Raw genomic sequence first — 26350 nt, forward strand, 5'->3', positions numbered from 1 at the left:
GCTGCGGTCAGCCGCAGGCTGAAAAGCGTCAGTTCGTCCGATGGACGCTTACCGCTCTAGCGGCGGTTCGGTCCCTGAAATGAAAAGTGCTTGGAAAATTCCGGTTTCGCAAATTCATTTATCAGAAACACGATATCGGTTTTTCCGATAGATAGATACCGAATGCATGTCGCTCAAAAGTGGCCCGGTTTTAAGAGAACGACGTGCATAAAAACAGAAAGACTATCAGCGCTGCTGGCGTACTGTGCGCTGCGACTGGGCAAGGCCGATGAAGTCGCGCGCCGCTTGCGGCAGGCCGGAGCCGCGGCGCCAGACCATGCCGACCTGGACCACCGGCAAAGTGCCTGAGATATCACGCGATTCGATGCGGTCACCTTCCAGTGACCATGGCCGGTAGACGAGGTCGGGCAGCAGCGCCACGCCGGCGCCGGTGGCGACGAGGCTGCGCACTGCTTCGACCGAGCGGGTGCGAAAGGCGACATAGGGCTTGGCGCCGATCGCCGCCAGAAGCTTGCCGGTGCTTTCCTCGATCTCGTCGACGGTGAGCATGATCAGCGGTTCGCCGGCAATGTCGCCAATGCCGATAATGTCGGCGCTGGCCAGTTTATGGCTGAGCGGCACCCACAGCCGGTAGGCCGAGACTTCGAGGATTTCCGACTGCAGCGCCGTGCGGTCACGCAGGTTAGAGGTGACCATGACGGCGATGTCGAGCTTGCCGCCGATCAGCAGGTGCTCGAGATAGTCGCCATTGTCCTCGATGGCCGAGACATCGACGCCGGGATAGGCGCGGCGGTAGCGCGCCAGAAGATCGGACAGCACATAGCCGGCGACCAGCGAGGTGACGCCAAGCTGCAAGCGTCCGCCGGCCACCACCTGCTCGTCGGAGAAAGCGCGGCGCGCATCGGAAACGTCGGCCAGGATCTTGGTCGCATGGCGCAGGAACTGGTGGCCTTTGTGGGTGATGTTGAGGCCGCGTGGATGGCGCTCAAACAGTTCGACGCCGAGATCGCTCTCCAGTTCCTTGATCGCCTCGGTGACCGAGGATTGCGAGATGGAGAGGTTTTGTGCTGCGCCTGACACCGTGCCTTGCTCGGCGACGGCTATGAAGAACTGCAGCTGGCGGATGGTGAAGGCCATGGCCGGACTAAACACCGGCGCGGCAGGGAAAGAAAGCAGGCGGCTGGCTTATCCCTGGCAGGATAGCTGACGCCCCACGCTCAGCCGAACAACAGCCTGATGCGCCGCCGCCACTCCGGACCATAACGCAAGGCAAGCATGAAGGTCGCTTCCAGCGCTACCACGATGACGATGATGCGAAAGCCTATGGCATAGGAATCCCGGCCGCTGCCGCGCATGAGATAACCGGTGACCAGAAAGCCCGTGTTCCAAAGCGTGGCACCGAGCAGCGTCGCCGCCGCGAAGGGCAAGGGCGGCAGACAAAGCGCACCGGCGGCGATCGGCAGATAGTTGCGCACCGTCGGGATGAACTGCGCCAGCAAGGAGACCCTGACATGATGGCGGCGATAGGCCTCGCCAAGCCTGGAATAGGTCGCATAGCGCAGGCAGACATATTTGCCGAAACGCTCGACCAACCTGTCGGCACGATCGGGTCCAATCCTGCGTCCCACGGAATACCAGACAAGGCAGCCTGTGATGGCGGACAGTGTCGTCACAAGGAGCAGGACCGCCAGCCTCGATAGATCAGGCGCTGCCGTCATGCCGAGAAAGAGCAGCAGCACATGCGAAGGCGGTAACGGCAGAATCTTTTCGGTAAAGGCGAGGCAGGCGACGCCGAGCAGGCCGAGGCCCAGGATCGCCGACAGCGGATCGGTCATGAGAAGCGCCAGTCATAGGTCTTGAGGTTCTTGATCCTGGACACCTTATACACCGTCGCCGGCGGGAAGTTGCGGAAGGTCCGGCCAAACCGGACCGCTTCCAGGTCGAGCCTGTCGAGCAATGTCTGGTCGAAAGGGCAGCGGCTGCCCAATGTGTACTGGTAAAGGGCCGCGCCCGGCCGCAAAGCGTCGAACACGCCTTCCAGTATAGCGAAAGCCTTGCGCGGTGACATCAGCCGAAACGGCAATCCGCTGATGGCGGCCCCCACCACCGGGCTGTCGAACAGAGGCGGATTGCGCAGGCCCACAGCATCCACTTCGATGATGCGCGCGGCGGGAAAGCGGCGCGTCAGCAGCGAGGCAAAGTCTGGGTCGGCTTCGACCAGGGTCAGATCCTGCTCCCTGACACCCCGCTCCAGCAACGCCCGCGTGAATGGGCCGGTGCCAGGTCCAAGCTCCAGCACCTGACCGGTCTCGGGACCGATCTCGCGCGCGATCAGGGCCGCAAGGCTGGAACTGGAGGGCGGGACGGCGCCGAGCCGGAGCGGCGCCAGCGTCCAGGCCATGAGGAAAGACAGGGCGTCGTTTGCAGGCATGGTGACCTCACTGCGGATACGGGCGATTCGTTCGCCCGCATTTCGATGAGGCGCTGTTTGCGGCGACCGGATTGCATGAACATTGCGAGCCGCAGGCTTGAGCGAAAGATTTGTCGGGAAACGCGCTCCGCTCTCCGGTGCTCGGGGGATCAGAGTTCGCTAAGCGGCTGCGATGCTAAGGCGTGCACCAGCCTCTGCCAGGGCAGTGGCAATGTCGCGCGGCGGCGTCTGGTCTGTGGCGAGTTCGGAAAAGCCGTCGAAGCCGCAGACCTGAACCAGCCCATGGCGGCCGAATTTGGTGTGGTCGGTGATGACCAGCGAGCGCTGGCCGCGCGATAGCACCATGCGGGCGAACTCCGCTTCGTCCAGATCATAGTCCGCAAGGCCCGCGGCGGCATCGACAGCACCGATGGAGATCACCGCATGGCTGACCGAGAAGCGGCTGACGAAGTCGATCGCCGAGGCGCCGAAGGCTGCACCGGAATCGCTGCGCAGTTCGCCCCCTGCCATATAGACCTTGTTGCCGTTGACGGTGGCCAGCGTGCGGGCGATGTCGGACGAGTTGGTGACCACGGTCAGCCGCCGGTGGCCGAGCAGTTCGCGCGCCAGGAACGAGGTTGTGGTGCCGGTGTCCAGCATCACCGACTCGCCGTCGCGGATGGTGGCGGCGACCATGCGGGCAATCAGCCGCTTGGCATCGGCATTGTCGCGCATGCGCCGCTCGAACGGCGCTTCACCGGTCATCGACGGCAGGCCGATGGCGCCGTGCATCTTCAGCACCGAGCCGTTGCCGGTGAGCGGCTTGACATCACGGCGCACGGTTTCAAGCGAGACCCCCAGCCGGTCCGCCAGGCTGGCAATGGTGACGGTGCCCTCTTCCTTCAGGAGACGGAGGATTTCGCCATGCCGTTTCGAATGGATCATGTGGCTTCCCAGTTGCTGAGATGACCGGTTCTAAGGCAATACAGACGTTTTTAAAGGAATTGCAGGTGTTTTCGGGCAAAACACCCAAAAAAAGTCACAACATTTGATTGACACCCGGGCGGCACTGGCGTGACATTGATGGCGTGACAGGCTTCGGAACTGCCACGGGAGGGTGATGGCAGAGCCGCAATTCACGGACCGGACCGTCTGGCCAGACCGTCTGGGATTGATCTGGCACAAAGGTTTTTCAAATCCGCGGGGGCGGAGACCGGGTATCAAAGCCTGGCCAAAGGGGCTCGTCGGTGCGGCGCTGGACAGAAGTTCCGGCGACCCGCGCCGACGAGGTTTTTTCGTTTCCCCAGCCCTGATTGCGCTGTTCCCTCCGTCTTGTTGTGTCTCCGCCAAATCAGGGGTGGCCCCGTGACTGCTGAAGATCGCATCCGGGCCTTGCCCTGCTGGAACGGCAGCGTCGACATTGCACCGCTGCCGGGCGGCCTTAGCAACGCCAACTATCTGGTCAAGGACGCGTCCGGGCGGCACGTCGTGCGCTTCGGCCAGGACTATCCGTTCCACCACGTCTTTCGCGACCGCGAGGTGATGACATCGCGGGCTGCGCATGAAGCGGGCTTCGCGCCGGCGGTCCGATATTCCGAGCCTGGCATCATGGTGACGGAATTCCTCGGCGCAAAAACCTATGTCGCCGCAGACGTGCGCGCCAATATCGGCCGCGTCGCTGCACTGATGCGTGGGTTCCATCGCGAGATGCCCAATCACATCTCCGGCGCCGGCTTCATGTTCTGGGTCTTCCATGTCATCCGCGACTATGCGCGCACACTGAGCGAAGGCGGCAGCCGCAAGCGCGACGAGCTGCCACGGTTGCTGGCGCTGGCCGACGAGCTGGAGCGGGCGCAAAAACTGCTGCCGATCGTGTTCGGCCACAATGATCTTTTGCCGGCAAATATTCTTGACGATGGCGACAGACTGTGGCTGATCGACTTCGAATATGCCGGCTTCAACACCGCGATGTTCGATCTTGCCGGCGTTGCCTCCAACGCCGAGATGAGCGACGCCGAGTCCTTCGCCTTCCTCACCGCCTATTTCATGCGCGAGCCGGATGAGGCGATCCGCCGCTCGCACGCCGCCATGCAATGCGCGTCGCTGCTGCGCGAGGCGATGTGGAGCATGGTTTCCGAGCTTTATCTCGATGCGCCCGGCATCGACTACGTCGCCTATACCGCAGAGAACCTGACGCGGCTCGACGCGGCGCTGGACAATTACCGCACGAAATACGGAACACAGCCATGACCTTGCCCAGCCAAGCCGGCATCGTCGTCATCGGCGGTGGCATTATCGGCTGTTCGACGGCCTATCATCTGGCGCGCGACCACAAGGCCGATGTCGTGCTGCTGGAGCAGGGCAAGCTGACCTCCGGCTCGACGTGGCATGCGGCCGGGCTGGTCGGCCAATTGCGCTCCTCGGCCTCGATCACCCGCGTGCTCAAATATTCCGTCGAGCTCTACAAGGGGCTGGAGGCTGAAACCGGGCTCGCGACCGGGTGGAAGATGACCGGGTGCCTGAGGCTTGCCACCAATGCCGACCGCTGGACCGAATACAAAAGGCTGGCGACGACGGCAAAGAGCTTCGGCATGGATATGCAGTTGCTGTCGCCGGCGGAAGTGAAAAGGATGTGGCCGCTGCTGGAGACCAGCGACCTCGTCGGCGCGAGTTGGCTGCCGACCGACGGCCAGGCCAGCCCCTCCGACATCACGCAGTCGCTGGCCAAGGGCGCGCGCATGCATGGGGCCAAACTGTTCGAGGATGTCCGCGTCACCGGCTTCGAGATGAAAGACGGGCGCATCACCGCGGTGAAGACCAACAAGGGCGACATTGCCTGCGACAAGGTGGTGAACTGCGCCGGGCAATGGGCGCGCCAGGTCGGCGCGATGGCCGGCATTTCCGTGCCGCTGCAGCCGGTCAAGCACCAATACATCATCACCGAAAAGATCGACGGGCTGGCGACCGACGCGCCGACCATTCGCGACCCCGACCGCCGCACCTATTTCAAGGAAGAGGTCGGCGGACTGGTGATGGGCGGCTATGAGCCAAACCCGCAGGCCTGGGCGACCGGCCTGCCCGGCGGCGATGTGCCTGACGAGTGGGAATTCCGCCTGTTCGACGACGACTACGATCATTTCGAGCAGCATATGAACCAGGCTATCGCGCGCGTGCCGGCGCTGGAGCGGGCCGGCGTCAAGCAGATGATCAACGGACCGGAGAGCTTTACGCCGGATGGCAATTTCATCCTCGGCGTCGCGCCCGAATGCGCCAACATGTTCGTTGGCGCCGGCTTCAACGCCTTCGGCATCGCGTCGGGCGGCGGCGCCGGCTGGGTGCTGGCGCAATGGGTGGTCGACGGCGAGGCGCCGCTCGACCTCTGGGTGGTCGACATCAGGCGCTTTTCCGGACTGCACCGCGACCGGCAATGGGTCAGCGACCGCACGCTGGAAGCCTATGGCAAGCACTACACGATCGGCTTTCCGCATGAGGAGTACGTCTCGGGACGGCCACGCATCGTCTCGCCACTCTATGACCGGCTGAAACTGCACCGCGCCGTCTTCGGCTCCAAGCTAGGCTGGGAGCGGCCGAACTGGTTCGCACCCGAGGGCACCAAGCCCGAAGACATCTATTCGATGGGCCGGCAGAACTGGTTCTCAGCCGTCGGTGACGAGCACCGGCATGTGCGCGAAAAGGTCGGCATCTTCGACCAGTCCTCCTTTGCCAAATATGAGATGACGGGTGCGGACGCACAGAAGGCGCTGGACTGGATCTGCGCCAACGATGTCGCCAAGCCTGTGGGACGGCTGACCTACACGCAGCTTCTCAACACGCGCGGCGGTATCGAAGCAGACCTGACGGTGGCCAGGCTCGCCGAAGACAAATTCTACATCGTCACCGGCACCGGCTTCCGCACGCACGATCTCTCCTGGATCGGCGACCATGTCGGCAAGGATCTCGACGGGACGCTGAAGGACGTCACCGAGGATTTCGGCACGCTATCGCTGATGGGCCCGCGGGCCCGCGATGTGCTGGCAGCGGTCACGGAGGCGGATGTCTCGAATGCCGCCTTCCCGTTCGGCCATGTGCGCGAGATCAAGATCGCCGGTCACACGGTAAGGGCGCTGCGCGTCACCTATGTCGGCGAACTCGGCTGGGAACTGCATGTGCCGATCGCAGCGACCGGTGAGATCTTCGATGCGCTGATGGCAACGGGCAAGCCGCATGGTATCCGTCCGATCGGCTATCGGGCGCTGGAATCGCTTCGGCTGGAGAAAGGCTATCGCGCCTGGGGTTCCGACATCACGCCCAACGATACGCCGCAGGAGGCAGGCCTCGGTTGGGCCGTGAAACTCAGGAAAAACACCGATTTCGTCGGCCGAAGGGCACTTGAAAAGATCAGCGGCGCCGACCTGAAGAAACGCTTTGCCGGCTTCACTGTCGACGATTCCGATATCGTGCTGGTCGGACGCGAGACGATTTTGCGCAATGGCGAGCCGGTCGGCTATCTCACCAGTGGTGGCTATGGCTACACGGTGGCTAAGAACATCGGCTACGGCTATGTCCGCAACGCCGATGGCGTCAGCGACGATTTTCTTGCCTCGGGCGACTATGAGCTAGTGATGGCGATGGAACGGACGCCGGCCAAGATTCATCTCGAACCGATGTATGATCCCACGATGAGCAGGATCAAGGCATAGGCAGAGCCGGAATCAATTCACGCGCAGCACAAGGCCGCGGCTGGGCACCGTATCGGACTCGCCGGGCATCGAGACATAGGGCGCGGTCTCCTCGGCGCGAACGACCCTGCCCTCAGCCTCGAGTGCTGCGATGCGTTCGCCAAAGCCGGCGTTCCACAGCGTGTTCTTGACCGTCAGCACGATGACGCCGCCCGGCCGGCAGATGCGGATCAGTTCGTCCAGCCCCTCGGCGCCGACATGGCCGGAGGTGAAGACGCCGGCCGAGACGATGCCGGCATAGGCATTGTCGGCAAAAGGCAGCGGGCCGCCAAGCGCCAGGCAATGCAGCGCCGAATAGACGCCCTTTGCCGCCGCCTTGGTCAACATGCCTTGCGAAATGTCGAGCGCTTCGACCTGGGGATAGCCGGTGATGGCCAGCCATTCGCCGATCAGCCCGGTGCCGGCGCCGGCATCGAGAAGCGGAACGGCGCCACGCGGCAGATGGCGGGCGAGCAGGGCCAGGCAGATCGTTGGATGGCGATAGCCTGCGGCCGACATGTCGGCATCGTAGGTTTCCGACCAGTTGTCATAGATCGCGGCCACGTCCTCGGGCCGTTGCGCCGCATAGGCGGCGCCAAGCCCGCCATTATCCTTGTTTCCCGCCATCGCTGTTTCTCCGCCAGCTCGCTGCTCATTGTCGATCGGATGATAGCCAAACGGCGAAAACTGTGGAACCGTTGTTGCAAGAAATAACACCGCCAGGGGCAACAGGCATGGGGACGGACGAGGCACGCGCAACACTTGCGGCGATTCCGGCACTGGCCGGCTATGACGGGCCGCTGGAGCGGCTGGGCGGGATGACCAATCTTGTCTTCCGGGCCGGCGATATCTGCCTGCGCATCCCCGGCAAAGGCACCGATGAGTACATCAACCGCTCCAACGAAGCCGTCGCCGCGAGCGAGGCAGCCAAAGCCGGCGTCAGTCCAGAAGTTCTGCATGTCGACCCCAAGACGGGCGTGATGGCGAGCCGCTTCGTTGCCGGCGCCGAAACAATGTCGCCGGAAAAGTTCAAGCTGCGCGCCGGCAGCCCGGCCCGCGCCGGCGAAGCCTTCCGCAAACTGCACGCGTCCGGCGCGGTGTTTCCGTTCCGCTTCGAGTTGTTTGCGATGATCGACGACTATCTCAAGGTTTTATCGACCAAGGACGTGGCCTTGCCGCCCGGCTACCACGACGTTGTCCGCGAATCCGAAAGCGTGCGGGCCGCGCTTGCCGCCCACCCTTTGCCGATTGCCGCATGCCATTGCGACCCGCTGTGCGAGAATTTTCTCGATACGGGCAAGCGGATGTGGATCGTCGACTGGGAATATTCGGGCATGAACGACCCGCTCTGGGATCTCGGCGACCTCTCGGTTGAGGGCAAGTTCGACACAGCACAAGAGGAAGAGATGATGCGCGCCTATTTCGGCGGCGAGGCGAAACCGGCCGAGCGCGGCCGTATCGTCATCTACAAGGCAATGTGCGACCTGTTGTGGACGCTGTGGGGGTTGATCCAGCTTGCCAACAACAATCCGGTCGAGGATTTCCGCGCCTATGCCGACGGCCGCTTCGCCCGCTGCAAGGCGCTGATGGAGACACCGGAGTTTTCACGGCACCTGGCGGCTGTGCGAAAGGGTTAGAGCAAATTCCAGGAAAAGTGTGAAGCGGTTTTCCGTCCGGAATTGCGTCAAAACAAGAAGATGGTCAGTTCACGCCTTTCGGCACGTTCTCCGGCGGCACCACTGTCTCGACCACCTTCTGGCGGTGGAAGATGAACAGGCCGGCGAGCACGACGATAGCCGAGCCGATCAGGGTGCGCGGTCCCGGCACGTCGCCGAAGAAGGCCAGGCCGAAGATCACGGCCCATAGAAGCAGGGAGTAATGCAGCGGCGCCAGCGTCGAGGCAGGCGCCAGCTTCAGCGCCCTTGTGATCATCAGATGGGCGCTGCAGGAGACGATGCCGAGCAGGAGCATGGCGCCGAAATCGAGCGCCGAGGGGGTCTTCCAGGCGCCGATGGTCATCACGGCGCCGACCAGTAGCGTGCCGATCGTCTGCCAGGTGACCAATGTGGTGTCGCTGGTGCCGCGCAGGCGGCGGCTGAGGATGATTGCGAAGGCGAAGGCAATGCTGCCGACCAGCGCGAATAGCGAGGACTGCGAGAACGCCGCCGAGGACGGCTTCAGTATGATCAGCACGCCGCAGAAACCGACCAGGATGGCTACCCAGCGGCGCCAGCCGACCTTTTCGCCGAGCAGAAAATGCGAAAGTGCGGCCACATAGATCGGCCCGGCCATGTAGAAGCTCATCACATCGGCAAGCGGCAGGTAGACCACGGCGGCGTAGAACAGAGCGGTATCGACCGTCGTCGCCAGAACGCGCAGAAGCTGGAGGACCGGTCGCTCCATCTGGAACAGTTTTGCGGTGCCCTGGTTGGCGATCATCGGCCCGAGCACGATGAAGGCGCCGATCGAACGGATCAGCACCACCTGGCCGACGGAGAAGCTGGCGACCAGCCATTTGCCCATCGCGTCGTTCAGCGCGAACATGAAGTCGCCGGCCAGCATCAGGAGAATGCCGGCCAGAAGCACGTTCCTGATCGTAAAGTTGCGGGCAAGCGGCTGGGCCATGCCGGCTCCTAACGCCAAGCGACCGCTTTGACGAGGCAAATCGGTAAGACCAGCGGCGGAAATCGGCTGTCTCTATGCAGTTTTGTGCCGCCGGTTGACCTCGCGCGGCCGCCCGGCAATCGACAGCCGCGTCTCCTGTTTCGTGCGCTCGGCCACCACCTTGCCCCTGGCGACGACGCACAGCCGTTCGGCGCGCAGGCGCAAGGCCTCAATCGGGTTACCTGCGTCGAGGATAACGAAGCTGGCGCGCTTGCCCACCGCAAGGCCGAGATGATCGAGGCCCATGATGGCGGCGTTGACGTTGGTGACCATGTCGAAGCAGCGCGCCATGTCGGCCGGGCTCGACATCTGGGCGACGTGAAGTCCCATGAAGGCGACGTCGAGCATGTCGGCGGTGCCCAGCGAATACCAGGGGTCGAGCACACAATCCTGGCCCCAGCCGACACGGATGCCGAGCGCCAGCATCTCCTTGACCCGGGTCAGGCCGCGGCGCTTGGGGAAGGTGTCGTGGCGGCCCTGCAGCATGATGTTGATCAGCGGATTGGGGATGGCCGACACCCCGGCCTCGGCAATCAGCGGCAAGAGCTTGGAGACGTAGTAACTGTCCATGGAATGCATGGAGGTGAGATGCGAACCGGCCACCCTGCCCTGCAGGCCGAGGCGCTGCGTCTCATAGGCAAGCTGCTCGATATGGCGCGACAGCGGATCGTCGGTCTCATCGCAGTGCAGGTCGACCATCAGCCCGCGCTTCGCCGCGATTTCGCACAGTTCGGTCACCGAGCGCGTGCCGTCGGCCATGGTGCGTTCGAAATGCGGGATGCCGCCGACGATGTCGACGCCCATGTCGAGCGCGCGCAGCGTGTTCTGCCGCGCCGTCGGCGAGCGGTAGAAGCCGTCCTGCGGGAAGGCGACCAGTTGCAGGTCGATATAGGGCGCGACAATCTTCTTGACGTCGAGCAGCGCCTCGACCGCCAGCAGCCGGTCGTCGCAGACATCGACATGGGTGCGGATGGCGAGCAGGCCCATTGAGACAGCCCAGTCGCAATAGGCGAGCGCGCGCTCCCGCACCGCTTCATGCGTCAGCAGCGGCTTCAGCTCGCCCCACAACGAAATGCCCTCGAGCAGCGTGCCCGAGGCGTTGATGCGCGGAATGCCGTAGGACAGCGTGGCGTCCATATGGAAATGCGGATCGACGAAGGGCGGCGAGATCAAATTGCCGTAGGCATCGATCGCCGAGCCGGCGCTGACATGCAGTTCGGGCTCGATGGCAATGATCGTCTCGCCGACAATGCCGAGATCGGCGACGGTGCCGTCGGGCAGCGTTCCGCCGCGCACAACAAGGTCGAAATCCATCTGTCGTCATCTCCCTGCAGATCAATCGTCACAATCGTGGCGCAAAAGACACCGTGCCGCAGCGGTTTGTCGCCGCGACAGCGAAAGGTTCCATCCGACCACAACTCGCTCTATAAGCCGCCTTTCGCCCCCGTGGCGAATCCGAAATTCGTCTCAGTCAGGCATGGGATCCGCCATTGTTTCGCTTCTTCCGCTCGACGGAAAACCAGCGCCTCATCGCGAGGCTGGTCAGGGAATCCTTCCACGACCATAAATTCGGCTATGCCGCCGCGATTGCGTCGATGCTGGTGGTGGCCGCCATGACCGGAGCAAGCGCCTGGATTCTGCGCGAGATCACCAATGAATTCGTGATTTACAAGAGGCTCGACCGCGTCAACCTGATCGCCGGAGGGGTCGCTGCGATCTTCGTCTTCAAAGGCATCGCCAATTTCGTCCAGGCCTATTTCATGAGCCGCGTCGGCAATGCCATCATCGCCGACCGACAGCGCAAGATCTATGACCGCATCCTGGCGCAAGGCATCGAATTTTACCATTCGACCTCGTCGTCCGACCTGATCACCCGCATGACCAACAATGCGCAAGCGGCGCGCAGCGTGCTCGACCTCGTCGTCACATCCTATGTGCGCGATCTGGTGACGATGGTTGTGCTGGTCGGAGTCATGGTCTGGCAGCAACCGGGGCTGTCGCTGATCTGCTTCGTCATCGGGCCTGTCGCCATTTACGGCGTCAACCACATATTGAAGCGTGTGCGCAAGATTGCGAAGCAGGAATTCCGCTCGCTCGGCCAGATCGTGCAGGTGATGCAGGAAACGGCAATCGGCGTGCGTGTCGTCAAATCCTTCGGTCTCGAAGGCGCGATGCGCAAGCGCATGTACAAGGCGGTGTCGGACGTGGAGAACCGCGCCAACAACATCGCCACGCTGGAAGCTGCCACCAGCCCGGTGATGGAAACGCTGGCGGGGCTGGCCATTGCCGGGTCGGTCCTGGTCAGCGGGCTTCTGGTACTGGAGGGCGGCCAGATGCCGGGCAACATCATGGCCTTCATCGCGGCGCTGCTTTTGGCCTATGAGCCGGCAAAGCGCCTGGCGCGCGTCCGTATCTCGCTGGAGAGCGGCATTGTCGGCGTGCGCATGATGTTCGAGCTCGCCGACCGGCCGCTGACCTTGGCCGAAAAGCCGGATGCAAAGCCGTTGCTGGCCGGGCCGGGCGAAATCCATTTCGACAAGGTCAGCTTCGCCTATCCGGAAAGCCCGCCGGTGTTCGAAGGACTGGATCTGACGCTAGCGGCCGGCAAGATGACGGCGCTGGTCGGGCCCTCGGGTAGCGGCAAGTCGACCATCCTCAACCTGATCATGCGCATGTACGACCCGCAGGGCGGCAAGGTGCTGTTCGATGGCCAGGACATCTCCGACGCCACGCTCGCCTCGGTCAGGGAAAAGATCGCCTATGTCAGCCAGGACACGTTCCTGTTTGCCGGCACGATTATGCACAACATCCGGCTCGGACGCGAGGGCGCCACCGACGAGGAAGTAATGGCCGCCGCAAGGGCCGCCAATGCGCATGACTTCATCAGCGCCCAGGTGAAAGGCTACGACACGGATGTCGGCGAGAACGGCGCGCTGCTTTCAGGCGGCCAGCGCCAGCGCATCTCGATCGCCCGCGCCATGCTGCGCAATGCCGAGATTCTGCTGCTCGACGAGGCGACCAGCGCGCTCGACGCCGAGTCGGAAGCGCTGTTCCGCGACGCGCTGCAGCAGCTGACGGTCGGACGCACCACCATCGTCATCGCCCACCGCCTGTCGACCGTGCACCAGGCCGACACGATCGTGGTGCTGGAAGCCGGCAAGGTGGTTGAAAGCGGCGCGCATCACACGCTGCTCAACCAGGGCGGGCTGTATCAGAAGCTTTATGAATATCAGTTGATGCCGTAGCGCTCCTCCCTTCTCCCCTTGTGGGAGAAGGTGGATCGGCGCGCGGCGCCGAGACGGATGAGGGGTGTTCCAGGGAACACCGACGCCTCACTCCGCTGGAACACCCCTCATCCGTCGCCTGCGGCGACACCTTCTCCCACAAGGGGAGAAGGGAAGAACTGCGCTACTCCGGCACGTGCCGCACCGCGCCCTTGTCGGCGCTGGTGGCGAAGGCGGCGTAGGCGCGCAGCGCGGTCGTCACCTTGCGCTTGCGCTTTTCCTCGGGCTTCCATGCCAGCGCGCCCTTGGCCTCCATCGCCACGCGCCGCGCGTCGAGTTCGGCATCGCTGACCGCCAAACGGATGGTGCGGTTGGGGATGTCGATCTCGATCGTATCGCCTTCCTGCACCAGACCGATCATGCCGCCTTCCGCGGCCTCCGGCGAGGCATGGCCGATCGACAGGCCGGATGTGCCGCCGGAGAAGCGGCCGTCGGTGACCAGCGCGCAGGCCTTGCCCAGCCCCTTCGACTTCAGATAGCTCGTGGGATAGAGCATCTCCTGCATGCCGGGGCCGCCGCGCGGTCCTTCATAGCGGATGACGACGACGTCGCCGGCCTTGATTTCGTTGGACAGGATCGCCTTGACCGAAGCGTCCTGGCTTTCAAACACCCGTGCCGGGCCGGTGAACTTCAGGATCGATTCATCGACGCCCGCCGTCTTCACGATGCAGCCATCGAGCGCCAGATTGCCTTTCAGCACGGCAAGGCCACCATCCTTGGAGAACGGCGTCTCGGCCGAGCGGATGACGCCCTTTTCACGATCGAGATCAAGATCGTTCCAGCGGCGGTCCTGGCTGAAGGCGACCTGCGTCGGCACGCCGCCGGGCGCGGCGAGGAAGAAATCGCGGACATTCTGGCTCGTGGTGCGGGAGATGTCCCAATGGTCGAGTGCTTCGCCAAGGCTTGCCGTGTGCACCGTCGGCAGGTCGCGGTTGAGCAGCCCGGCATTGTCGAGCTGGCCGAGGATAGCCATGATGCCGCCGGCGCGATGGACGTCTTCCATGTGCACATCGGACTTGGCCGGCGCAACCTTGCACAGCACGGGAACACGGCGTGACAGGCGGTCGATGTCTTCCATGGTGAAATCGACCTCGCCTTCATGGGCCGCCGCCAGAATGTGCAGCACGGTGTTGGTCGAGCCGCCCATGGCGATGTCGAGCGTCATGGCGTTCTCGAAGGCGCCCTTCGAGGCGATGCTGCGCGGCAGCGCCGTCTCGTCATCCTGTTCGTAATAGCGCTGGGCGAGATCGACGATGAGATGGCCCGCCTCGACGAACAGCCGCTTGCGGTCGGCATGCGTGGCCAGCGTCGAGCCGTTGCCGGGCAGCGACAGGCCGAGGGCCTCGGTCAGGCAGTTCATAGAATTGGCGGTGAACATGCCGGAGCACGAGCCGCAGGTCGGGCAGGCCGAGCGTTCGATGACCTTGACGTCCTCGTCGGAGATCTTGTCGTCGGCGGCGGCAACCATGGCGTCGACGAGGTCGAGCGCCTGCGTCTTGCCGGCAAGCACCACCTTACCGGCTTCCATCGGGCCGCCGGAGACGAAGACGGTCGGGATGTTGAGGCGCAGAGATGCCATCAGCATGCCGGGCGTGATCTTGTCGCAATTGGAGATGCAGACCATGGCGTCGGCGCAATGCGCATTGACCATGTACTCGACGGAATCGGCGATCAGCTCGCGCGACGGCAGCGAATAGAGCATGCCGTCATGGCCCATGGCGATGCCGTCATCGACGGCGATGGTGTTGAACTCCTTGGCGACGCCGCCGGCCTTCTCGATCTCGCGCGCCACCAGTTGGCCGAGGTCCTTCAGATGCACATGGCCGGGCACGAACTGGGTGAAGGAGTTGACCACGGCGATGATAGGCTTGCCGAAATCCGAATCCTTCATGCCGGTTGCGCGCCACAGGCCGCGTGCGCCGGCCATATTGCGGCCATGGGTGGTGGTGCGGGAACGATAGGCAGGCATATTTTTTCCTTGGTGGCTGGCTGCGCTCGACGGGCGGCGCGGCGGCGCTGAATTCGGACCGCAGGCGTTATAGACGCCACAATCTGGTATGGCCACAATTTTGCGATGCGCCAGAACGCCAGGCGCAAGCGGGTTGACGACGGTCGTTCGGCTGTATATAGCCAAATGGGTATATACCTTATTGGCTATGGACGCGAAATGAACCAGCTCGACGCCACCTTTGCCGCGCTTGCCGACCCGACGCGGCGCGCCATCCTTGCCCGCCTCATCCAGGGAGAAGCCTCGGTGATGGAACTGGCCGAGCCGTTCGCGATGAGCCAGCCGTCGATCTCCAAGCATCTGAAAGTGCTGGAAGCCGCCGGGTTGATTTCGCGCGGCCGCGACGCGCAGCGCCGGCCCTGCCGGCTGGAAGCCCGGCCGCTGGCCGAAGCCAATGACTGGCTTGAACGCTACCGAAAGATCTGGGAAGGCAATTTTCAGCGCCTCGACGCGCTGCTGGGCGCCATGCAAGCCGAGAAGAACCCCGACGCGGCGGACCAATAGCCGGAAGCGGGTGGGGCCACAGCTCGAACGCTCGCCGAAAAGATCAGAAGCCCGTGTCGGATCGCCAGTCGGCCGGACGTCCTTGGGCAAACAGACAAACGCAGGAGGACCACCTTGAGCACCACCACCTTGCCCGGCTCGACCGTTGCGACATTGACCGTGACCACGCCGAGCGACCGTGAAGTCCAGATCACCCGCATCTTCGACGCGCCGCGGCCGATGGTGTTCGATTGCTGGACCGTACCGGAGCTTTTGAAAGGCTGGCTGCACGGGCCGGACGGGTGGCGGCTGGCTGTGTGCGAAATCGACCTCAGGGTGGGTGGTGCCACGCGCTATGTCTGGCAGCATCGCGACGGTCGCAGCATGGGCATGAGCGGCGCCTATCGCGAGATCGTGCGGCCAAGCCGGATCGTCGCCACCGAACTGTTCGACGAGGATTGGACCGGTGGCGAGACGATCGGAACGGTGACCTTTGCCGAGCAGACCGGCAAAACCCTGCTGACGCAGACGGTGCTTTACGCCTCGCAGGCGGCCCGTGACGGCGCGCTCGGCACCGGCATGACCAGCGGCATGGCCGAAAGCTACGCCCAGCTCGACGCCTATCTTGCTTCCGTGCGGGACGCCGCCAAGGGCGCCGCCTGACCCTCCCATCATCCCCCAGAGAAACGAGGACAGACCTATGCAAAAGATCACCACCTTCCTGTGGTTCGACGACCAGGCCGAAGAAGCGATGAACCACTACATATCCATCTTCAAAAATTCCAAGCAGCTGAACGTGACGCGCTGGCCCAAGGGCCACGCTCTCGAAGGCAAAGTGCTGGTGGCCTCGTTCGAACTCGACGGCGTCCCGTTCCTGGCGCTCAACGGCGGACCGCAATACAAATTCACCGAGGCGATCTCGCTTTCGATCGACTGCAAGAACCAGGAAGAGGTCGACCATTTCTGGGACAGGCTAACCGAAGGCGGCGAACCCGGGCGTTGCAGCTGGCTGAAGGACAAGTTCGGCGTTTCCTGGCAGGTCGTGCCAGAACAACTGCCGCGCCTGCTGCAGGATCCAGATCAGGCCAAGGCCAGCCGGGCGATGAATGCGATGATGCAGATGGGCAAGATCGATATTGCCAAGATCGAAGCGGCGGCGAAGGGATAGGCTGCTCTCGCCTGCTGCGGCCGGCTCTATCGCTGGATCAGGCCGTGCTCGCCAAGGATATGCGCAATGCGCTGGCCTACCACGGCCAGCGCATTTTGCTGCTTGAGAAGCGCAAAGCCACGCCTAGCGCGTGCCTCGGCCTCGTCGGGAGAAGCATAGATGGCGCGCAGGGCCTCGACCGCGGAGTCTGCCTTCGCGGTCGCCCAGACCTGGTTTTCGGTCTCAACGTACTCGCCGCGGCGAACCGGCTCCAGCCTGTAGGCCACGGGGTAGCCAGTCAGCTCATTGATGAAATCGGTCGTGCCCCCGTAGTCGGTGGCCACGACGGCCTTGCCCGCCGCCAGAGCCTCGGCGGCGCCGAACCCAAATCCCTCGGACCGATGCAGCGAGATGAACGCGTCACATCCCGCCATCAGCGCATCGATTCCGGCGCGATCCACGGTACGATCGATGATCCGGATCCGCTCATCGCGCGCCGCGACCTCGCCAAGCCAGTCCCGCAACCCGTCGTCGCGCTCACCACGCGTCTTCACAATGAGTTCAACGTCACGCTGCGCCGAGGGGAAAGCGGCTCGGAAGGCATCGACGGCGGCCTGCGGATTCTTCCGCGCGACGTAGGAGTCAAAATCCAGATAGGTGAAGAAGCGCAGCGTCGTGCGGTTCAAGCGGGGCGCCGGTTGCCGAAGGGGGAGGAGCACGGGCTGCGGCACATAGTGCAAGGCCAGGCCGGAAATGTCGGCAAGGACCGAGGCGACAAAGCGGGAGGGGGCCCAGACCTCGTCATAGCTGCGTATCGTGTCGTGCCAGCGCCGAGGGATTTGGCCGAGTTCCCAGAACGGAAACAGGATGTTGAGCCGGTCCCGCGCAATATCCCCGCTATACTGTTCGGCCGCCGCCAATCCGGTAACAGTCAACTGAGCCTTGCGATCCACCGCCGGATTGGATTTGCTGACGAATTCGGGCGCGTTGTCGCGACCGGGAATGGTCACCGAGCGCGAAGAAACCGGCAGGCGCGCCACGTCGCAAGCGTAGACGATGTTGCGTGCCGCCTGGCCAAGTCCGATCTCCGAACACAGATAGCCGACTACGCAAAGTCCATCCTCCAGACGGGTTGGATGCTGAATGGCCTGGCGTTCGGCAAGCTTTCGCCCCACCGCGTCGAGCCGAAGCCCGCTCTGCAGCACGAACAGCATCGGGTTGTCGTCGCCCAGCCTGAACCCCGGAAACATCGAGGCGTAGGCCTCAATGTCGATCCCACTCGCCGGCTTTCGCCCCTCTCGCCAACCATTGCCCATATAGTGGGTGAACGGATCGATGCCGTGCTCTGCGACATCCCTGTTGGCGCTCAGGTACCATTCGGCATCGAAGACGCCTGCGGATTGGGCGAGTGCCTGGAGCTGATCGCTGGTTTGTTCGATATCGGGCACTGATGGCAGTGGCTGCTGCTCGATGTCGGGCATGGGCGGCCTGATTTCCTGCCGCCGCAGAATAGCGTTGCGTACGTGCCGCAGGCTCCTCTGAATGAGCGTGTCTTTCGTCGCACGCGGCCTGTCATGGCTGATTTCTCTCCAAGGGGATGCGGCAGACCTGGGAAGATGCATGATCGTTTCGGCAAGAAGGGTCGTTGCGAGGGGCCGGTCGGCCAGACTGCGTAGCCAACCGTGCAATGATTTGGCCGGCTCACCCAAACGCTGTTCGACGACCAGCTTGCGCGAGGCCATGAAAGCGGTCCCGACATAGTCGGTCGCCATGATCAGATCGGGGTCCCAGCTCGGCAGAAAACAGGGGGCTTGGCCAGCACCGGTGGACCGATCGTGATCACATAGGATGAGGTCCGTTGGAGGCCCTTCCTCCGCCGCGGAAAGCATGCGGTTCAAAAGAACAAACGCATCGGGATCGAAAGTGGTGCCTGGAAGTGCGAAGACAATATGGCTGCCGCGCCAAAGGTGATCGGTTGCGGGGTTCGCCAGCACGTCCAGCGGATCAAGCGCGGGCTCCGCAAACAGTCCGCGCAGGGCGGTGAAATCCGCCGGATCGGGCAGCTCTGCCTCCTGGGCTCCCGCGACCAGTATCTCGATGTTGCGGTAAGTCTGCTCAAGCAGCGTCGACAGCGTCAGCGCAGTCGCCGCGCCCGTCGATGCCGAGCTACACACCAAGACCGTGATCAGATGGTTCCGCACAGGCTGGTGGGCGGTTGAGGCCATTCTTGCGGCCAATCTGGCTCGGCGCCAGCTGTCATAGCCCGCGACGATTTCTTCTTCAGGCTTAGTCACCTCGCGCCGCGCCATGGCCTTCCCGCTACGGTTGCGAGAAACCAACCACATGGCCACTTCATAGTCACGCGTTATGAACAATGGCTATCGCGACGGGTGACTGCCGCGCCGAGTTGCCCTCAAGCCGCCCTGTCGCGGACCTGGTAGTCCTTGATCGTAGCGAAGCGGATCGCCTTCCAACGCTCGGCTTCGTAGTTCAGCGAGAAGGCGTGCTGGGCCAGAAACACCGGATCATTGTCGAGGTCGCGGGCGATGTCGCCGCGATGCGCCTCGATGAAGCGAAGCGTCTCGGCCTTGTCGTCGGCCGAAATCCAGCGGCAGACGGAAAAGCGCGACATCTCGAATTCGACCGGCAGCGTGTATTCGAAGTTCAGCCGTTCCTTCAAAACGTCGAGCTGCAGCGCGCCGACGACACCGACGATTGCCGGTGAGCCGTCCTCGGGCGAAAACAGCTGCACGACGCCTTCCTCGGCCATCTGGTGCAGCGCTTCCTTGAGTTTTTTGGCCTTCATCGCGTCGCCAAGGCGGACGCGGCGCAGGATTTCCGGGGCGAAGTTCGGCACACCCCTGAAGAGAATTTCCTCGCCTTCGGTCAGCGTGTCGCCGATGCGCAGCGTGCCGTGGTTGGGAATGCCGACGACGTCGCCGGCAAACGCCTCATCGGCGGTGACACGGGTGCGGGCGAAGAAGAACTGCGGTGCCGAGAGCGACATCGGCTTGCCGGTGCGCACCAGCTTGGCCTTCATGCCGCGCTCGAGCTTGCCCGAACAGACGCGCACGAAAGCGATGCGGTCGCGGTGGTTGGGGTCCATATTGGCCTGGATCTTGAAAACGAAGGAGGTCATCTTGTCCTCCGTGGCCTCGACCTTGCGGGTGTCTGCCTCCTGCGCGCGCGGCGGCGGGCCGAAGGCGCCGAGCGCCTCGATCAGGTCGCGCACACCGTAATTGCGCAGCGCCGAGCCGAAATAGACCGGCGTCAGATGGCCTTCTCGGAACGCATCGATGTCGAGCGGGCGGCAGGCTTCGCGCGCGAGTTCCAGCTCCTCGATGAAGGCTTCGCGCTCGTTTTCCGGCAAAAGGCCGGCGACGCGGTTGGAATCGGGACCGTTGACCGGCGTGCGGTCTTTCTCCGCGTCACCCTTGCGCACCGCGTTCAGCGCCAGGTGGTAGGTGCCGGCAAAATTCTTGCCGCGGCCGATCGGCCAGGTGATGGGGGCGGTGTCCAGCGCCAGCTTCTGCTCGATCTCGTCCAAAATTTCGAAGGGGTCGCGGCTTTCGCGGTCCATCTTGTTGATGAAGGTGATGATCGGGATGTCGCGCAGCCGGCAGACTTCGAACAGCTTCAGCGTGCGCGGCTCGATGCCTTTGGCGGCGTCGATGACCATGACGGCGGAGTCTACCGCCGAGAGCGTGCGATAGGTGTCGTCGGCGAAATCCTCGTGGCCGGGCGTGTCGAGCAGGTTGAAGACATTGTCCTCGTACTCGAAGGTCATCACCGAGGTGACGACCGAAATGCCGCGCTCGCGCTCGATCTTCATCCAGTCGGACCGGGTCTGGATGCGGTCCTTCTTGGCCTTGACCTCGCCGGCAAGCTGGATGGCGCCACCGAACAGCAGCAGCTTTTCGGTGAGCGTCGTCTTGCCGGCGTCGGGGTGGGCGATGATCGCGAAAGTGCGGCGGCGCGCCACTTCCTCTTGTATTGCTTCAGGCATTCTCTGGGATTTCCGTGTGACAGGCCGGGCTTCTAGCAGCGCAGTGCCGGGCTGTCGACCGGTGCGGCGGCTTAGGAGCCGCCGACGGCTCGCTCAGGCCAATTCCCTCACGCGGCTTGCTGCAACGACCTCCGGAAGCCAGCCGGCAATGGCGCCGCCAATCGCGTCGGCATGGTCTTCCTGCAGATAGTGGGCGCCGGGTCCAAGATTGATGAATCGGCAGTTCTTCAAAACGGCCGCGAATTCGCGTGCGGCCTGCGGCGCAATCAGCGCGCCGGGATCGCCCGCGAAAAGCAGTTTCGGGTAGGTGGACAGCCGCAGCGCGCGATGATCATGCTCGCTGATGGCGGCAACGTCGGCGGGCTGGCCCTCGATTGGTAGTTCCCTGGGCAGCCGCAGCACCGGCTTGCGCGACTGCGGCGTCGGGAACGGCGCCCGGTAGCCGGCCATCTCATCGTCGCTCATTGTGCGCAACACCGAGGCCGGCAGCACCTTTTCGACGAAGACATTGTCTTCCAGGACGAGTTTCTCGCCGACGCCTGGCGTGCGCAACGCCTTGAACATTTCACGAGCCTGCGGGCGCTGGTGAAAATCCTCCCAGCGTTCAAAAGGCCGGATGAACTCCATGAACGCGAGACCGAGGATGCGCTGCGGCCGCCGTGCCGCCAGATGAAAGGCCAGTGCCGTGCCCCAGTCCTGCGCCACCAACACGACATCCTTGATATCGAGCGCCTCGAGGAAGGCGTCGAGATAGCGGACATGATCGAAGAAGCGATAGTCGATATCGGGCTTGCCGGACTGGCCGTAGCCGATCAGGTCGGGCGCGATGCAACGGCCAAAAGGCGCGACATGCGGGATGATGTTACGCCAGATGTGGGACGAGGTCGGGTTTCCGTGCAGGAACAGAACGGTAGGACCGGATGCGCCAGCCTCGACATAGGACATGGTCGAATCGAATACCGCGATCTGCGAACGTCGCGCTGCGGCGACGCCAGCTTGAGGCAGGTCGGTTTTCGGACTCATGGGGTCGTCTCCTTTGCGAACACTGTGCTGAAGATGATTTTTTTGAACCACTCGAGTGGCTCCGGACTGCGCTCGACCTTCATACGCAGCATGGCGCCTTGCCAGGACGACAGCAGGAAATCTGCAAGATCCTCGGCGTCGAAGGCCCGAGTGATGTCGCCGGCCGCCTGGCCCTCGGCGATGCAGGCCGCGAAAGGCTGGCGCCAGCGTTCGAAAATGGCGACCAGCCGCAGCCTGAGCGGCTCGCTGTGAACAGCCGTCTCCAGGCTGAGATTGCCGATCATGCAGCCGCGTGCCCAGTCATGCGCTTCAAGTTTCGAGGTGATGACATCGAGGTAGCGGCGCAGCCTGCCAATGGGCGGCGTGCCGTCGCGCGCCAGCGCATTCTCGACCAGTCCGCTGACATAGGCGAAGTAGCGGTCCACCACCTCGCCGGCGAACTCCTCCTTGGAAGCAAAATGGTTGGTGAAGGAGCCCGGCCGAGCATCGGCCGCGGCAACGATGTCGCGCACGCCGGCTGCGGCATAGCCGGAATTCCAAATGGTCTGGAAGCCGGCATCAAGGAGTTTTTCGCGGAGTGATTGTCTAGCCATAGTCAAATAATACGTACGTACGTATTTGTGTCAAGCACACAAGTTTGCATTGGCAAAAGCTGCCGCAAAATGGCAGGTGGGAGCTTATCGGGAACGAGATGGAGAACAGCGTGGCGAAGCAAATCATCGTCATCGGCGCCGGCATCATCGGCGCATCGATCGCCTGGCACCTGACCAAGGCGGGCGCAGGGGTCACCGTTGTTTCCGAGAGCGGCGCCGGTGGCGTCGCCACGCCCAATTCCTTTGCCTGGATCAACGCCAGCTGGGGCAACCCGGAAATCTATTTCCGGCTGCGCAGCCGCGCCATGGCCGAGTGGAAACGGCTGGCAAACGAACTGCCGGGGCTGCCGCTCAGCTGGTGCGGCGGACTGTGCTGGGATTTGCCGGCGGACAAGCTCGAAGCCTACGCCGCCGAGCACTCTGCATGGGGCTACGGCATCGAACGGGTCGACGCCAAGCGGGCAGCGCAGATCGAGCCCAACCTCGTCGAGCCGCCTGCATTCGCCGTCTATGTTGCGGAAGAAGGCGTGGCCGAGCCGGTAGCGACAGCCAATGCGCTGCTGACCGACGCGGAACGGCACGGCGCGCGCATTCTCTCCAGTTCTGTAACCGCACTTGTCCAGACCGATGGCAGGATTACCGGTGTCGATACATCGCATGGGCTGATGGCAGCCGACGAAGTGGTGATCGCAGCCGGTGTCGGGGCGCCCGATATTGCCGCTACCGCCGGCATCAAACTGCCGATCGAGACGCCGCCTGGTCTGATTGTCCACTCGCGGCCATACAAGAAGCTGCTCAACGGGCTGGTCCATGCCGAGAGACTGCATATGCGCCAGACGGCCGAAGGCCGCATCATTGCCGGCTCGGATTTCGCCGGCGGGGATCCAGGCGAGAACCCCGACGCCACGGCGCGCGAACTGTTTGCGGTAGCGAAGGCAGCCCTGCACGGCGCCGAAGGGCTGGAGCTCGACTTCCATACCATCGGCTATCGGCCCAATCCGGTCGACGGCTTTCCGATCATCGGCCGCGCGGAGGGCGCCGACGGCCTCTACATCGCCGTCATGCATTCCGGCATCACGCTGGCGCCGGCGGTCGGGCTTTTCGCCAGCCGCGAAATCCTCGACGGCGAACGCGACCCGCTGCTCACGCCCTACGGGCTGGAGCGCTTCGCTCAATAGCCTGGCGGTCGACGGAAACCGCCGATAAGCGGTTCGATCGCCTTGGCGATGCCAAGCAGCCGTGCCTCCGACCAGCGCCTGCCGACCAGTTGCAAGCCGATGGGCAGGCCGTCGCGGTCGTGCCCGCACGGAATCGTCAGCGCGGGATGGCCGGAATAGTTGAAAACGGCGCCATAGGCCGGCAGCATCCAGTAGCTCTGCTCCTTGCCGTCAACCTCTATCGGCGTGCCGGGCTCGCAATGCGGGAAGGCCGTGGTCATGGCGACCGGGCACAGCAAGGCATCACAATGCTCAAAGAACCTGTCCCACTCCAGGATCGAGAGGTCGCGGCGGGCGAGCGCCTCGAACCAGTGTGAGACCGGCGTCGGGTTTTCGGGCGGCTCGGGTTGCGCGGCCTCCAGCATCATGCCAATCAGCGCGCCGCCTTGCTCCAGATCGTCGCGCAGATCGAGCTTCGGCAGTTTTGCCGGCTCAACGATCGCACCTGCGGCCTGAAGTTGCTTCGCCAGAGCCTCGACGGCAGCAGCAATGTCGCCGGCCACCGGAAAGCCGGGGAAGGACGGCGCGACGGCGATGCGCAGCGATTTGAGATTGACCGCCGGCATAGCCTCGACCGGTACGGGCGCAAGGTCGGTGTCGGCTTCGTCCGGACCGGCGATGATCTTGTAAATCAGCGCCAGATCGTCCACCGAGCGCGCCAGCGGGCCGAGGCACGACATCAGCCGGACGCTGCGCGCGGCACCGCCGGGATCGGGAAAGGCGCCGGCGAGCGACACACGGTGCTCGGTCGGCTTCAGGCCATAGACGCCGCAGAACGTCGCAGGCAGGCGGATCGAATTCTGCATGTCGGTGCCGATGTCGAATGGCGTCATCCCAGTCGCCACCGCTGCTGCGGCGCCGCCGCTGGAGCCGCCCGATGTGCGCGCGAGGTTCCACGGATTGCTGGTGCGGCCGAACAGTGGATTGTCCGATTGCCAGTCGCCAAGCATGGTCGCGACATTGGTCTTGCCAATGGGAATGCCGCCGGCCGTCTTGAGCCGCGCAACGACCGGGCTGTCTGCTTTTGCGACATAGTCGGCGAAAGATGGAAAGCCGACGGTGGTCTTCATGTCTGCTGTTTCGTGCATATCCTTCAAGGTGAAGGGTACACCATGCAACGGACCAAGCGCGTCGCCGCGCGCCAACGCCGCGTCGGCTTCTTTTGCTCGCTCGCAGGCGCCTTCGCGGTCGAGATTGATGACTGCGTTGATCGCCTCGTTGTGACGGTCGATCTGGGCCAGGCGGGCGTTAAGCGCTTCAGCGGCGGAGATCTTGCGATCTCGAATGGCAGCAGCCAGTTCGATGGTCGAGGAAAAGACGAGGTCCATGATGAATGCTCCGGCTGCTGTCCCGCGTATAACGGCTTGAAGCCAAGTTCAGCATTTCTAGGACAGGCAGCGCTTGATCGGAATTGCGCTTGCTTAGGTCGATTGATGTCAGCGCTCTACGGCGCCCCCCTCTGTCCTGCCGGACATCTCCCCCACTTGTGGGGAGATCAGCGGCTTCGCTGACAGCGCCCCTTTCAAACGTTGGAAATTGGCGAAAGCCGTCGCGACATCCAATCTCCCCCCTTGTGGGGGAGATGTCCGGCAGGACAGAGGGGGGCGCGACGGAATGCGGCCTAGATTGTCTCAGCCGACCAGTGCCAGCTTCGCCGCAGCCGGCACGAACGGCCGGATGCTCATCCCATCACCTGCAATGGTGACGAAACTCGCCGGCGGAATGGCTTGCCAGTCGCCGCCTTCGCGGTCGAAGGGCTCCGATACGATGCAGCGGCCGCCATTGCGGACCGAGGTGTAGAGCGTCGGTGCGTGGGTGTCGCTCGCGTAGCGCACGGCATACAGCGCCTGCCCATCCGAAAAGGCTGCGGTGAGTTTCAGGGCCGGCTCAAGGCCAGCGCGGCGTGAAGCCTCGATGACGCGAGCGGTGGCGCGCGACACGGCCCCTTGCGGGTCACTGGCAAGGCCCTCGTCGATCATCAGCAGGAAAAACAGTTCGGAATCGGTGGTGCCCTCGCGCTGATCGAAGACGGCGTCGGAGAGCGAATTCTCCAGCGCGCGACGGATTTTTTCAAAGCCGGCGATCTGGCCGTTGTGCATGAACGACCAGCGGCCGGAAATGAAAGGGTGGCAGTTCATGCGGCTGGTGGCGCCGCCGGTCGATGCGCGGACATGGGCGAGGAACAGGCCAGATTTGATCTGCCGGCACAGGCTCTTCAGATTGGGGTCCGACCAGGCCGGCAGGATGTCACGGTAGAGGCCGGGCTCGGGCCGGTCGCCATACCAGGCGAGGCCAAAACCGTCGCCATTGGTGGGCGACTTGGCTTCCTGGGCGCAATGGCTCTGGGCAATCAGCGAATGACAGGGCGCGGTGACTATGTCTTCGAGGAAGACCGCTTCACCAAGATAGGCCGCCCATCGGCACATCGCTTTCGACCGTTCCTAGCCGCGATCCAAGAGAGCCTGGGGCTCCTTGACCGCATGTGAGCCTCTGTTGTGCGTCCGCTCATAGAGTTCGCGAACGATTCGGCTTGCCGTAGTCTCGAAGAGAAATGGCAAGAAAGCGTGAACGAGTGCTGCTCCGGCAGCCATCAGGAGGCGCGAGGAGAACCAGGCGGCGAAGGCCATGTGGCTGAAATAGGTTTCGCCGACCTTGGCCGGGTGCGAGGTGAACAGCTTCGAAAACAGCGTCGTCATGGTGATCCCTCCTGCCGGGATAAGCCCCGATGCTGGGTATCTTGCCACTGGGGAAAGGTTCATCGGTCTCAATTTGTCCTTGCCTAACGCTGTAGTTCGGG

23 protein-coding genes are annotated in these 26350 nt (G+C 63.4%); 8 read left to right on the top strand and 15 right to left on the bottom strand.

The window, feature by feature from the left end:
- Positions 1 to 225: 225 nt before the first annotated feature.
- From AC1DZ8_RS02150 to AC1DZ8_RS02165, 4 genes are all read right to left on the bottom strand, one after another.
- Positions 226 to 1137, bottom strand: a complete 912-nt coding sequence (locus AC1DZ8_RS02150) for a LysR family transcriptional regulator (RefSeq protein WP_477267942.1) — start codon at positions 1135 to 1137, stop codon at positions 226 to 228.
- Positions 1138 to 1217: 80 nt separating this feature from the next.
- Positions 1218 to 1835: a DedA family protein gene (locus AC1DZ8_RS02155; RefSeq protein ID WP_477300388.1), complete on the bottom strand. Its 618-nt coding sequence runs from the start codon at positions 1833 to 1835 to the stop codon at positions 1218 to 1220.
- A complete protein-coding gene (locus tag AC1DZ8_RS02160) occupies positions 1832 to 2431 on the bottom strand; it encodes a class I SAM-dependent methyltransferase (RefSeq protein ID WP_477300386.1) in 600 nt (199 codons plus the stop codon). Before AC1DZ8_RS02160 ends, AC1DZ8_RS02155 begins: the two co-directional genes overlap by 4 nt.
- 159 nt (positions 2432 to 2590) lie before the next feature.
- Positions 2591 to 3355, bottom strand: coding sequence for a DeoR/GlpR family DNA-binding transcription regulator (locus AC1DZ8_RS02165; protein ID WP_477300384.1), 765 nt, complete (start codon positions 3353 to 3355; stop codon positions 2591 to 2593).
- 420 nt (positions 3356 to 3775) lie between these two features.
- Between AC1DZ8_RS02165 and AC1DZ8_RS02170 the strand changes: the two genes are divergently transcribed.
- Both AC1DZ8_RS02170 and AC1DZ8_RS02175 read left to right on the top strand, forming a co-directional pair.
- Positions 3776 to 4660 (top strand): phosphotransferase, encoded by an 885-nt coding sequence (locus tag AC1DZ8_RS02170; RefSeq protein ID WP_477300382.1) that lies wholly within the window; start codon positions 3776 to 3778, stop codon positions 4658 to 4660.
- A complete protein-coding gene (locus AC1DZ8_RS02175; protein WP_477300380.1) occupies positions 4657 to 7110 on the top strand; it encodes a GcvT family protein in 2454 nt (817 codons plus the stop codon). The genes AC1DZ8_RS02170 and AC1DZ8_RS02175 overlap by 4 nt, the downstream gene beginning before the upstream one ends.
- A gap of 12 nt (positions 7111 to 7122) precedes the next feature.
- Here the strand turns inward: AC1DZ8_RS02175 and AC1DZ8_RS02180 are convergent, their stop codons facing one another.
- A complete protein-coding gene (locus AC1DZ8_RS02180) occupies positions 7123 to 7755 on the bottom strand; it encodes a class I SAM-dependent DNA methyltransferase (protein WP_477300378.1) in 633 nt (210 codons plus the stop codon).
- A 107-nt stretch (positions 7756 to 7862) separates the two neighbouring features.
- Here AC1DZ8_RS02180 and AC1DZ8_RS02185 point away from each other — a divergent pair, with 107 nt between their 5' ends.
- Entirely contained in the window at positions 7863 to 8765 is a 903-nt protein-coding gene (locus AC1DZ8_RS02185) for a phosphotransferase (protein WP_477300376.1), read from the top strand.
- A gap of 64 nt (positions 8766 to 8829) precedes the next feature.
- Here AC1DZ8_RS02185 and AC1DZ8_RS02190 read toward each other — a convergent pair whose 3' ends face one another.
- Together AC1DZ8_RS02190 and AC1DZ8_RS02195 are read right to left on the bottom strand one after the other, a co-directional pair.
- A complete protein-coding gene (locus AC1DZ8_RS02190) occupies positions 8830 to 9753 on the bottom strand; it encodes a DMT family transporter (protein ID WP_477300374.1) in 924 nt (307 codons plus the stop codon).
- Between the two features lie 72 nt (positions 9754 to 9825).
- Positions 9826 to 11106 carry an amidohydrolase family protein gene (locus AC1DZ8_RS02195; RefSeq protein WP_477300372.1) on the bottom strand — a complete coding sequence of 427 codons (1281 nt, stop codon included), beginning with the start codon at positions 11104 to 11106 and terminating at the stop codon, positions 9826 to 9828.
- Between the two features lie 176 nt (positions 11107 to 11282).
- On the opposite strand from AC1DZ8_RS02195, the gene AC1DZ8_RS02200 reads away from it, so the two are divergent.
- Positions 11283 to 13037, top strand: a complete 1755-nt coding sequence (locus AC1DZ8_RS02200; protein ID WP_477400287.1) for an ABC transporter ATP-binding protein — start codon at positions 11283 to 11285, stop codon at positions 13035 to 13037.
- A 163-nt stretch (positions 13038 to 13200) separates the two neighbouring features.
- Here AC1DZ8_RS02200 and ilvD read toward each other — a convergent pair whose 3' ends face one another.
- The gene (ilvD, locus tag AC1DZ8_RS02205) at positions 13201 to 15045 is read right to left on the bottom strand and encodes a dihydroxy-acid dehydratase (protein WP_477300368.1); all 1845 of its coding nucleotides are present in this window, start codon (positions 15043 to 15045) and stop codon (positions 13201 to 13203) included.
- A gap of 198 nt (positions 15046 to 15243) precedes the next feature.
- Here ilvD and AC1DZ8_RS02210 point away from each other — a divergent pair, with 198 nt between their 5' ends.
- The 3 genes from AC1DZ8_RS02210 (at position 15244) to AC1DZ8_RS02220 (ending at position 16735) form a co-directional block, all read left to right on the top strand.
- A complete protein-coding gene (locus AC1DZ8_RS02210) occupies positions 15244 to 15588 on the top strand; it encodes an ArsR/SmtB family transcription factor (RefSeq protein ID WP_477300366.1) in 345 nt (114 codons plus the stop codon).
- Between the two features lie 114 nt (positions 15589 to 15702).
- Entirely contained in the window at positions 15703 to 16230 is a 528-nt protein-coding gene (locus tag AC1DZ8_RS02215) for an SRPBCC family protein (protein WP_477300364.1), read from the top strand.
- Between the two features lie 37 nt (positions 16231 to 16267).
- The gene (locus AC1DZ8_RS02220; RefSeq protein WP_477300363.1) at positions 16268 to 16735 is read left to right on the top strand and encodes a VOC family protein; all 468 of its coding nucleotides are present in this window, start codon (positions 16268 to 16270) and stop codon (positions 16733 to 16735) included.
- Positions 16736 to 16761: 26 nt separating this feature from the next.
- On the opposite strand, the gene AC1DZ8_RS02225 is transcribed toward AC1DZ8_RS02220, so the two are convergent.
- The 4 genes from AC1DZ8_RS02225 to AC1DZ8_RS02240 form a co-directional block, all read right to left on the bottom strand.
- A complete protein-coding gene (locus tag AC1DZ8_RS02225) occupies positions 16762 to 19023 on the bottom strand; it encodes a glycosyltransferase (protein ID WP_477300361.1) in 2262 nt (753 codons plus the stop codon).
- Positions 19024 to 19127: 104 nt separating this feature from the next.
- Positions 19128 to 20720, bottom strand: coding sequence for a peptide chain release factor 3 (locus tag AC1DZ8_RS02230; RefSeq protein WP_477300359.1), 1593 nt, complete (start codon positions 20718 to 20720; stop codon positions 19128 to 19130).
- A gap of 93 nt (positions 20721 to 20813) precedes the next feature.
- Positions 20814 to 21743 (bottom strand): haloalkane dehalogenase, encoded by a 930-nt coding sequence (locus AC1DZ8_RS02235; RefSeq protein ID WP_477300357.1) that lies wholly within the window; start codon positions 21741 to 21743, stop codon positions 20814 to 20816.
- Positions 21740 to 22336, bottom strand: coding sequence for a TetR/AcrR family transcriptional regulator (locus tag AC1DZ8_RS02240; RefSeq protein ID WP_477300355.1), 597 nt, complete (start codon positions 22334 to 22336; stop codon positions 21740 to 21742). Before AC1DZ8_RS02240 ends, AC1DZ8_RS02235 begins: the two co-directional genes overlap by 4 nt.
- 98 nt (positions 22337 to 22434) lie before the next feature.
- Here AC1DZ8_RS02240 and AC1DZ8_RS02245 point away from each other — a divergent pair, with 98 nt between their 5' ends.
- Complete coding sequence (locus AC1DZ8_RS02245; protein WP_477300353.1) at positions 22435 to 23514, top strand: NAD(P)/FAD-dependent oxidoreductase; 1080 nt, start codon at positions 22435 to 22437, stop codon at positions 23512 to 23514.
- On the opposite strand, the gene AC1DZ8_RS02250 is transcribed toward AC1DZ8_RS02245, so the two are convergent.
- The 3 genes from AC1DZ8_RS02250 to AC1DZ8_RS02260 form a co-directional block, all read right to left on the bottom strand.
- Complete coding sequence (locus AC1DZ8_RS02250; RefSeq protein WP_477300351.1) at positions 23508 to 24881, bottom strand: amidase; 1374 nt, start codon at positions 24879 to 24881, stop codon at positions 23508 to 23510. The two genes, AC1DZ8_RS02245 and AC1DZ8_RS02250, sit on opposite strands and share 7 nt — an antisense overlap.
- A 303-nt stretch (positions 24882 to 25184) precedes the next feature.
- Positions 25185 to 25979 (bottom strand): class II glutamine amidotransferase, encoded by a 795-nt coding sequence (locus tag AC1DZ8_RS02255; protein WP_477300349.1) that lies wholly within the window; start codon positions 25977 to 25979, stop codon positions 25185 to 25187.
- A gap of 15 nt (positions 25980 to 25994) precedes the next feature.
- Positions 25995 to 26249, bottom strand: coding sequence for a DUF6356 family protein (locus AC1DZ8_RS02260; protein ID WP_477400288.1), 255 nt, complete (start codon positions 26247 to 26249; stop codon positions 25995 to 25997).
- Between the last annotated feature and the right edge of the window lie 101 nt (positions 26250 to 26350).

The organism is Mesorhizobium sp. P2_F7, from assembly GCF_056403695.1.

Coding starts and splice junctions, on each gene's coding strand:
- AC1DZ8_RS02195 (WP_477300372.1), bottom strand. CDS start 11,106: ATGGATTTCGACCTTGTTGTGCGCGGCGGAACGCTGCCCGACGGCACC.
- AC1DZ8_RS02235 (WP_477300357.1), bottom strand. CDS start 21,743: ATGAGTCCGAAAACCGACCTGCCTCAAGCTGGCGTCGCCGCAGCGCGA.
- AC1DZ8_RS02230 (WP_477300359.1), bottom strand. CDS start 20,720: ATGCCTGAAGCAATACAAGAGGAAGTGGCGCGCCGCCGCACTTTCGCG.
- AC1DZ8_RS02255 (WP_477300349.1), bottom strand. CDS start 25,979: ATGTGCCGATGGGCGGCCTATCTTGGTGAAGCGGTCTTCCTCGAAGAC.
- AC1DZ8_RS02165 (WP_477300384.1), bottom strand. CDS start 3,355: ATGATCCATTCGAAACGGCATGGCGAAATCCTCCGTCTCCTGAAGGAA.
- AC1DZ8_RS02175 (WP_477300380.1), top strand. CDS start 4,657: ATGACCTTGCCCAGCCAAGCCGGCATCGTCGTCATCGGCGGTGGCATT.
- AC1DZ8_RS02190 (WP_477300374.1), bottom strand. CDS start 9,753: ATGGCCCAGCCGCTTGCCCGCAACTTTACGATCAGGAACGTGCTTCTG.
- AC1DZ8_RS02155 (WP_477300388.1), bottom strand. CDS start 1,835: ATGACCGATCCGCTGTCGGCGATCCTGGGCCTCGGCCTGCTCGGCGTC.
- AC1DZ8_RS02225 (WP_477300361.1), bottom strand. CDS start 19,023: ATGGCGCGGCGCGAGGTGACTAAGCCTGAAGAAGAAATCGTCGCGGGC.
- ilvD (WP_477300368.1), bottom strand. CDS start 15,045: ATGCCTGCCTATCGTTCCCGCACCACCACCCATGGCCGCAATATGGCC.
- AC1DZ8_RS02240 (WP_477300355.1), bottom strand. CDS start 22,336: ATGGCTAGACAATCACTCCGCGAAAAACTCCTTGATGCCGGCTTCCAG.
- AC1DZ8_RS02250 (WP_477300351.1), bottom strand. CDS start 24,881: ATGGACCTCGTCTTTTCCTCGACCATCGAACTGGCTGCTGCCATTCGA.
- AC1DZ8_RS02220 (WP_477300363.1), top strand. CDS start 16,268: ATGCAAAAGATCACCACCTTCCTGTGGTTCGACGACCAGGCCGAAGAA.
- AC1DZ8_RS02185 (WP_477300376.1), top strand. CDS start 7,863: ATGGGGACGGACGAGGCACGCGCAACACTTGCGGCGATTCCGGCACTG.
- AC1DZ8_RS02180 (WP_477300378.1), bottom strand. CDS start 7,755: ATGGCGGGAAACAAGGATAATGGCGGGCTTGGCGCCGCCTATGCGGCG.
- AC1DZ8_RS02160 (WP_477300386.1), bottom strand. CDS start 2,431: ATGCCTGCAAACGACGCCCTGTCTTTCCTCATGGCCTGGACGCTGGCG.
- AC1DZ8_RS02210 (WP_477300366.1), top strand. CDS start 15,244: ATGAACCAGCTCGACGCCACCTTTGCCGCGCTTGCCGACCCGACGCGG.
- AC1DZ8_RS02150 (WP_477267942.1), bottom strand. CDS start 1,137: ATGGCCTTCACCATCCGCCAGCTGCAGTTCTTCATAGCCGTCGCCGAG.
- AC1DZ8_RS02260 (WP_477400288.1), bottom strand. CDS start 26,249: ATGACGACGCTGTTTTCGAAGCTGTTCACCTCGCACCCGGCCAAGGTC.
- AC1DZ8_RS02245 (WP_477300353.1), top strand. CDS start 22,435: ATGGAGAACAGCGTGGCGAAGCAAATCATCGTCATCGGCGCCGGCATC.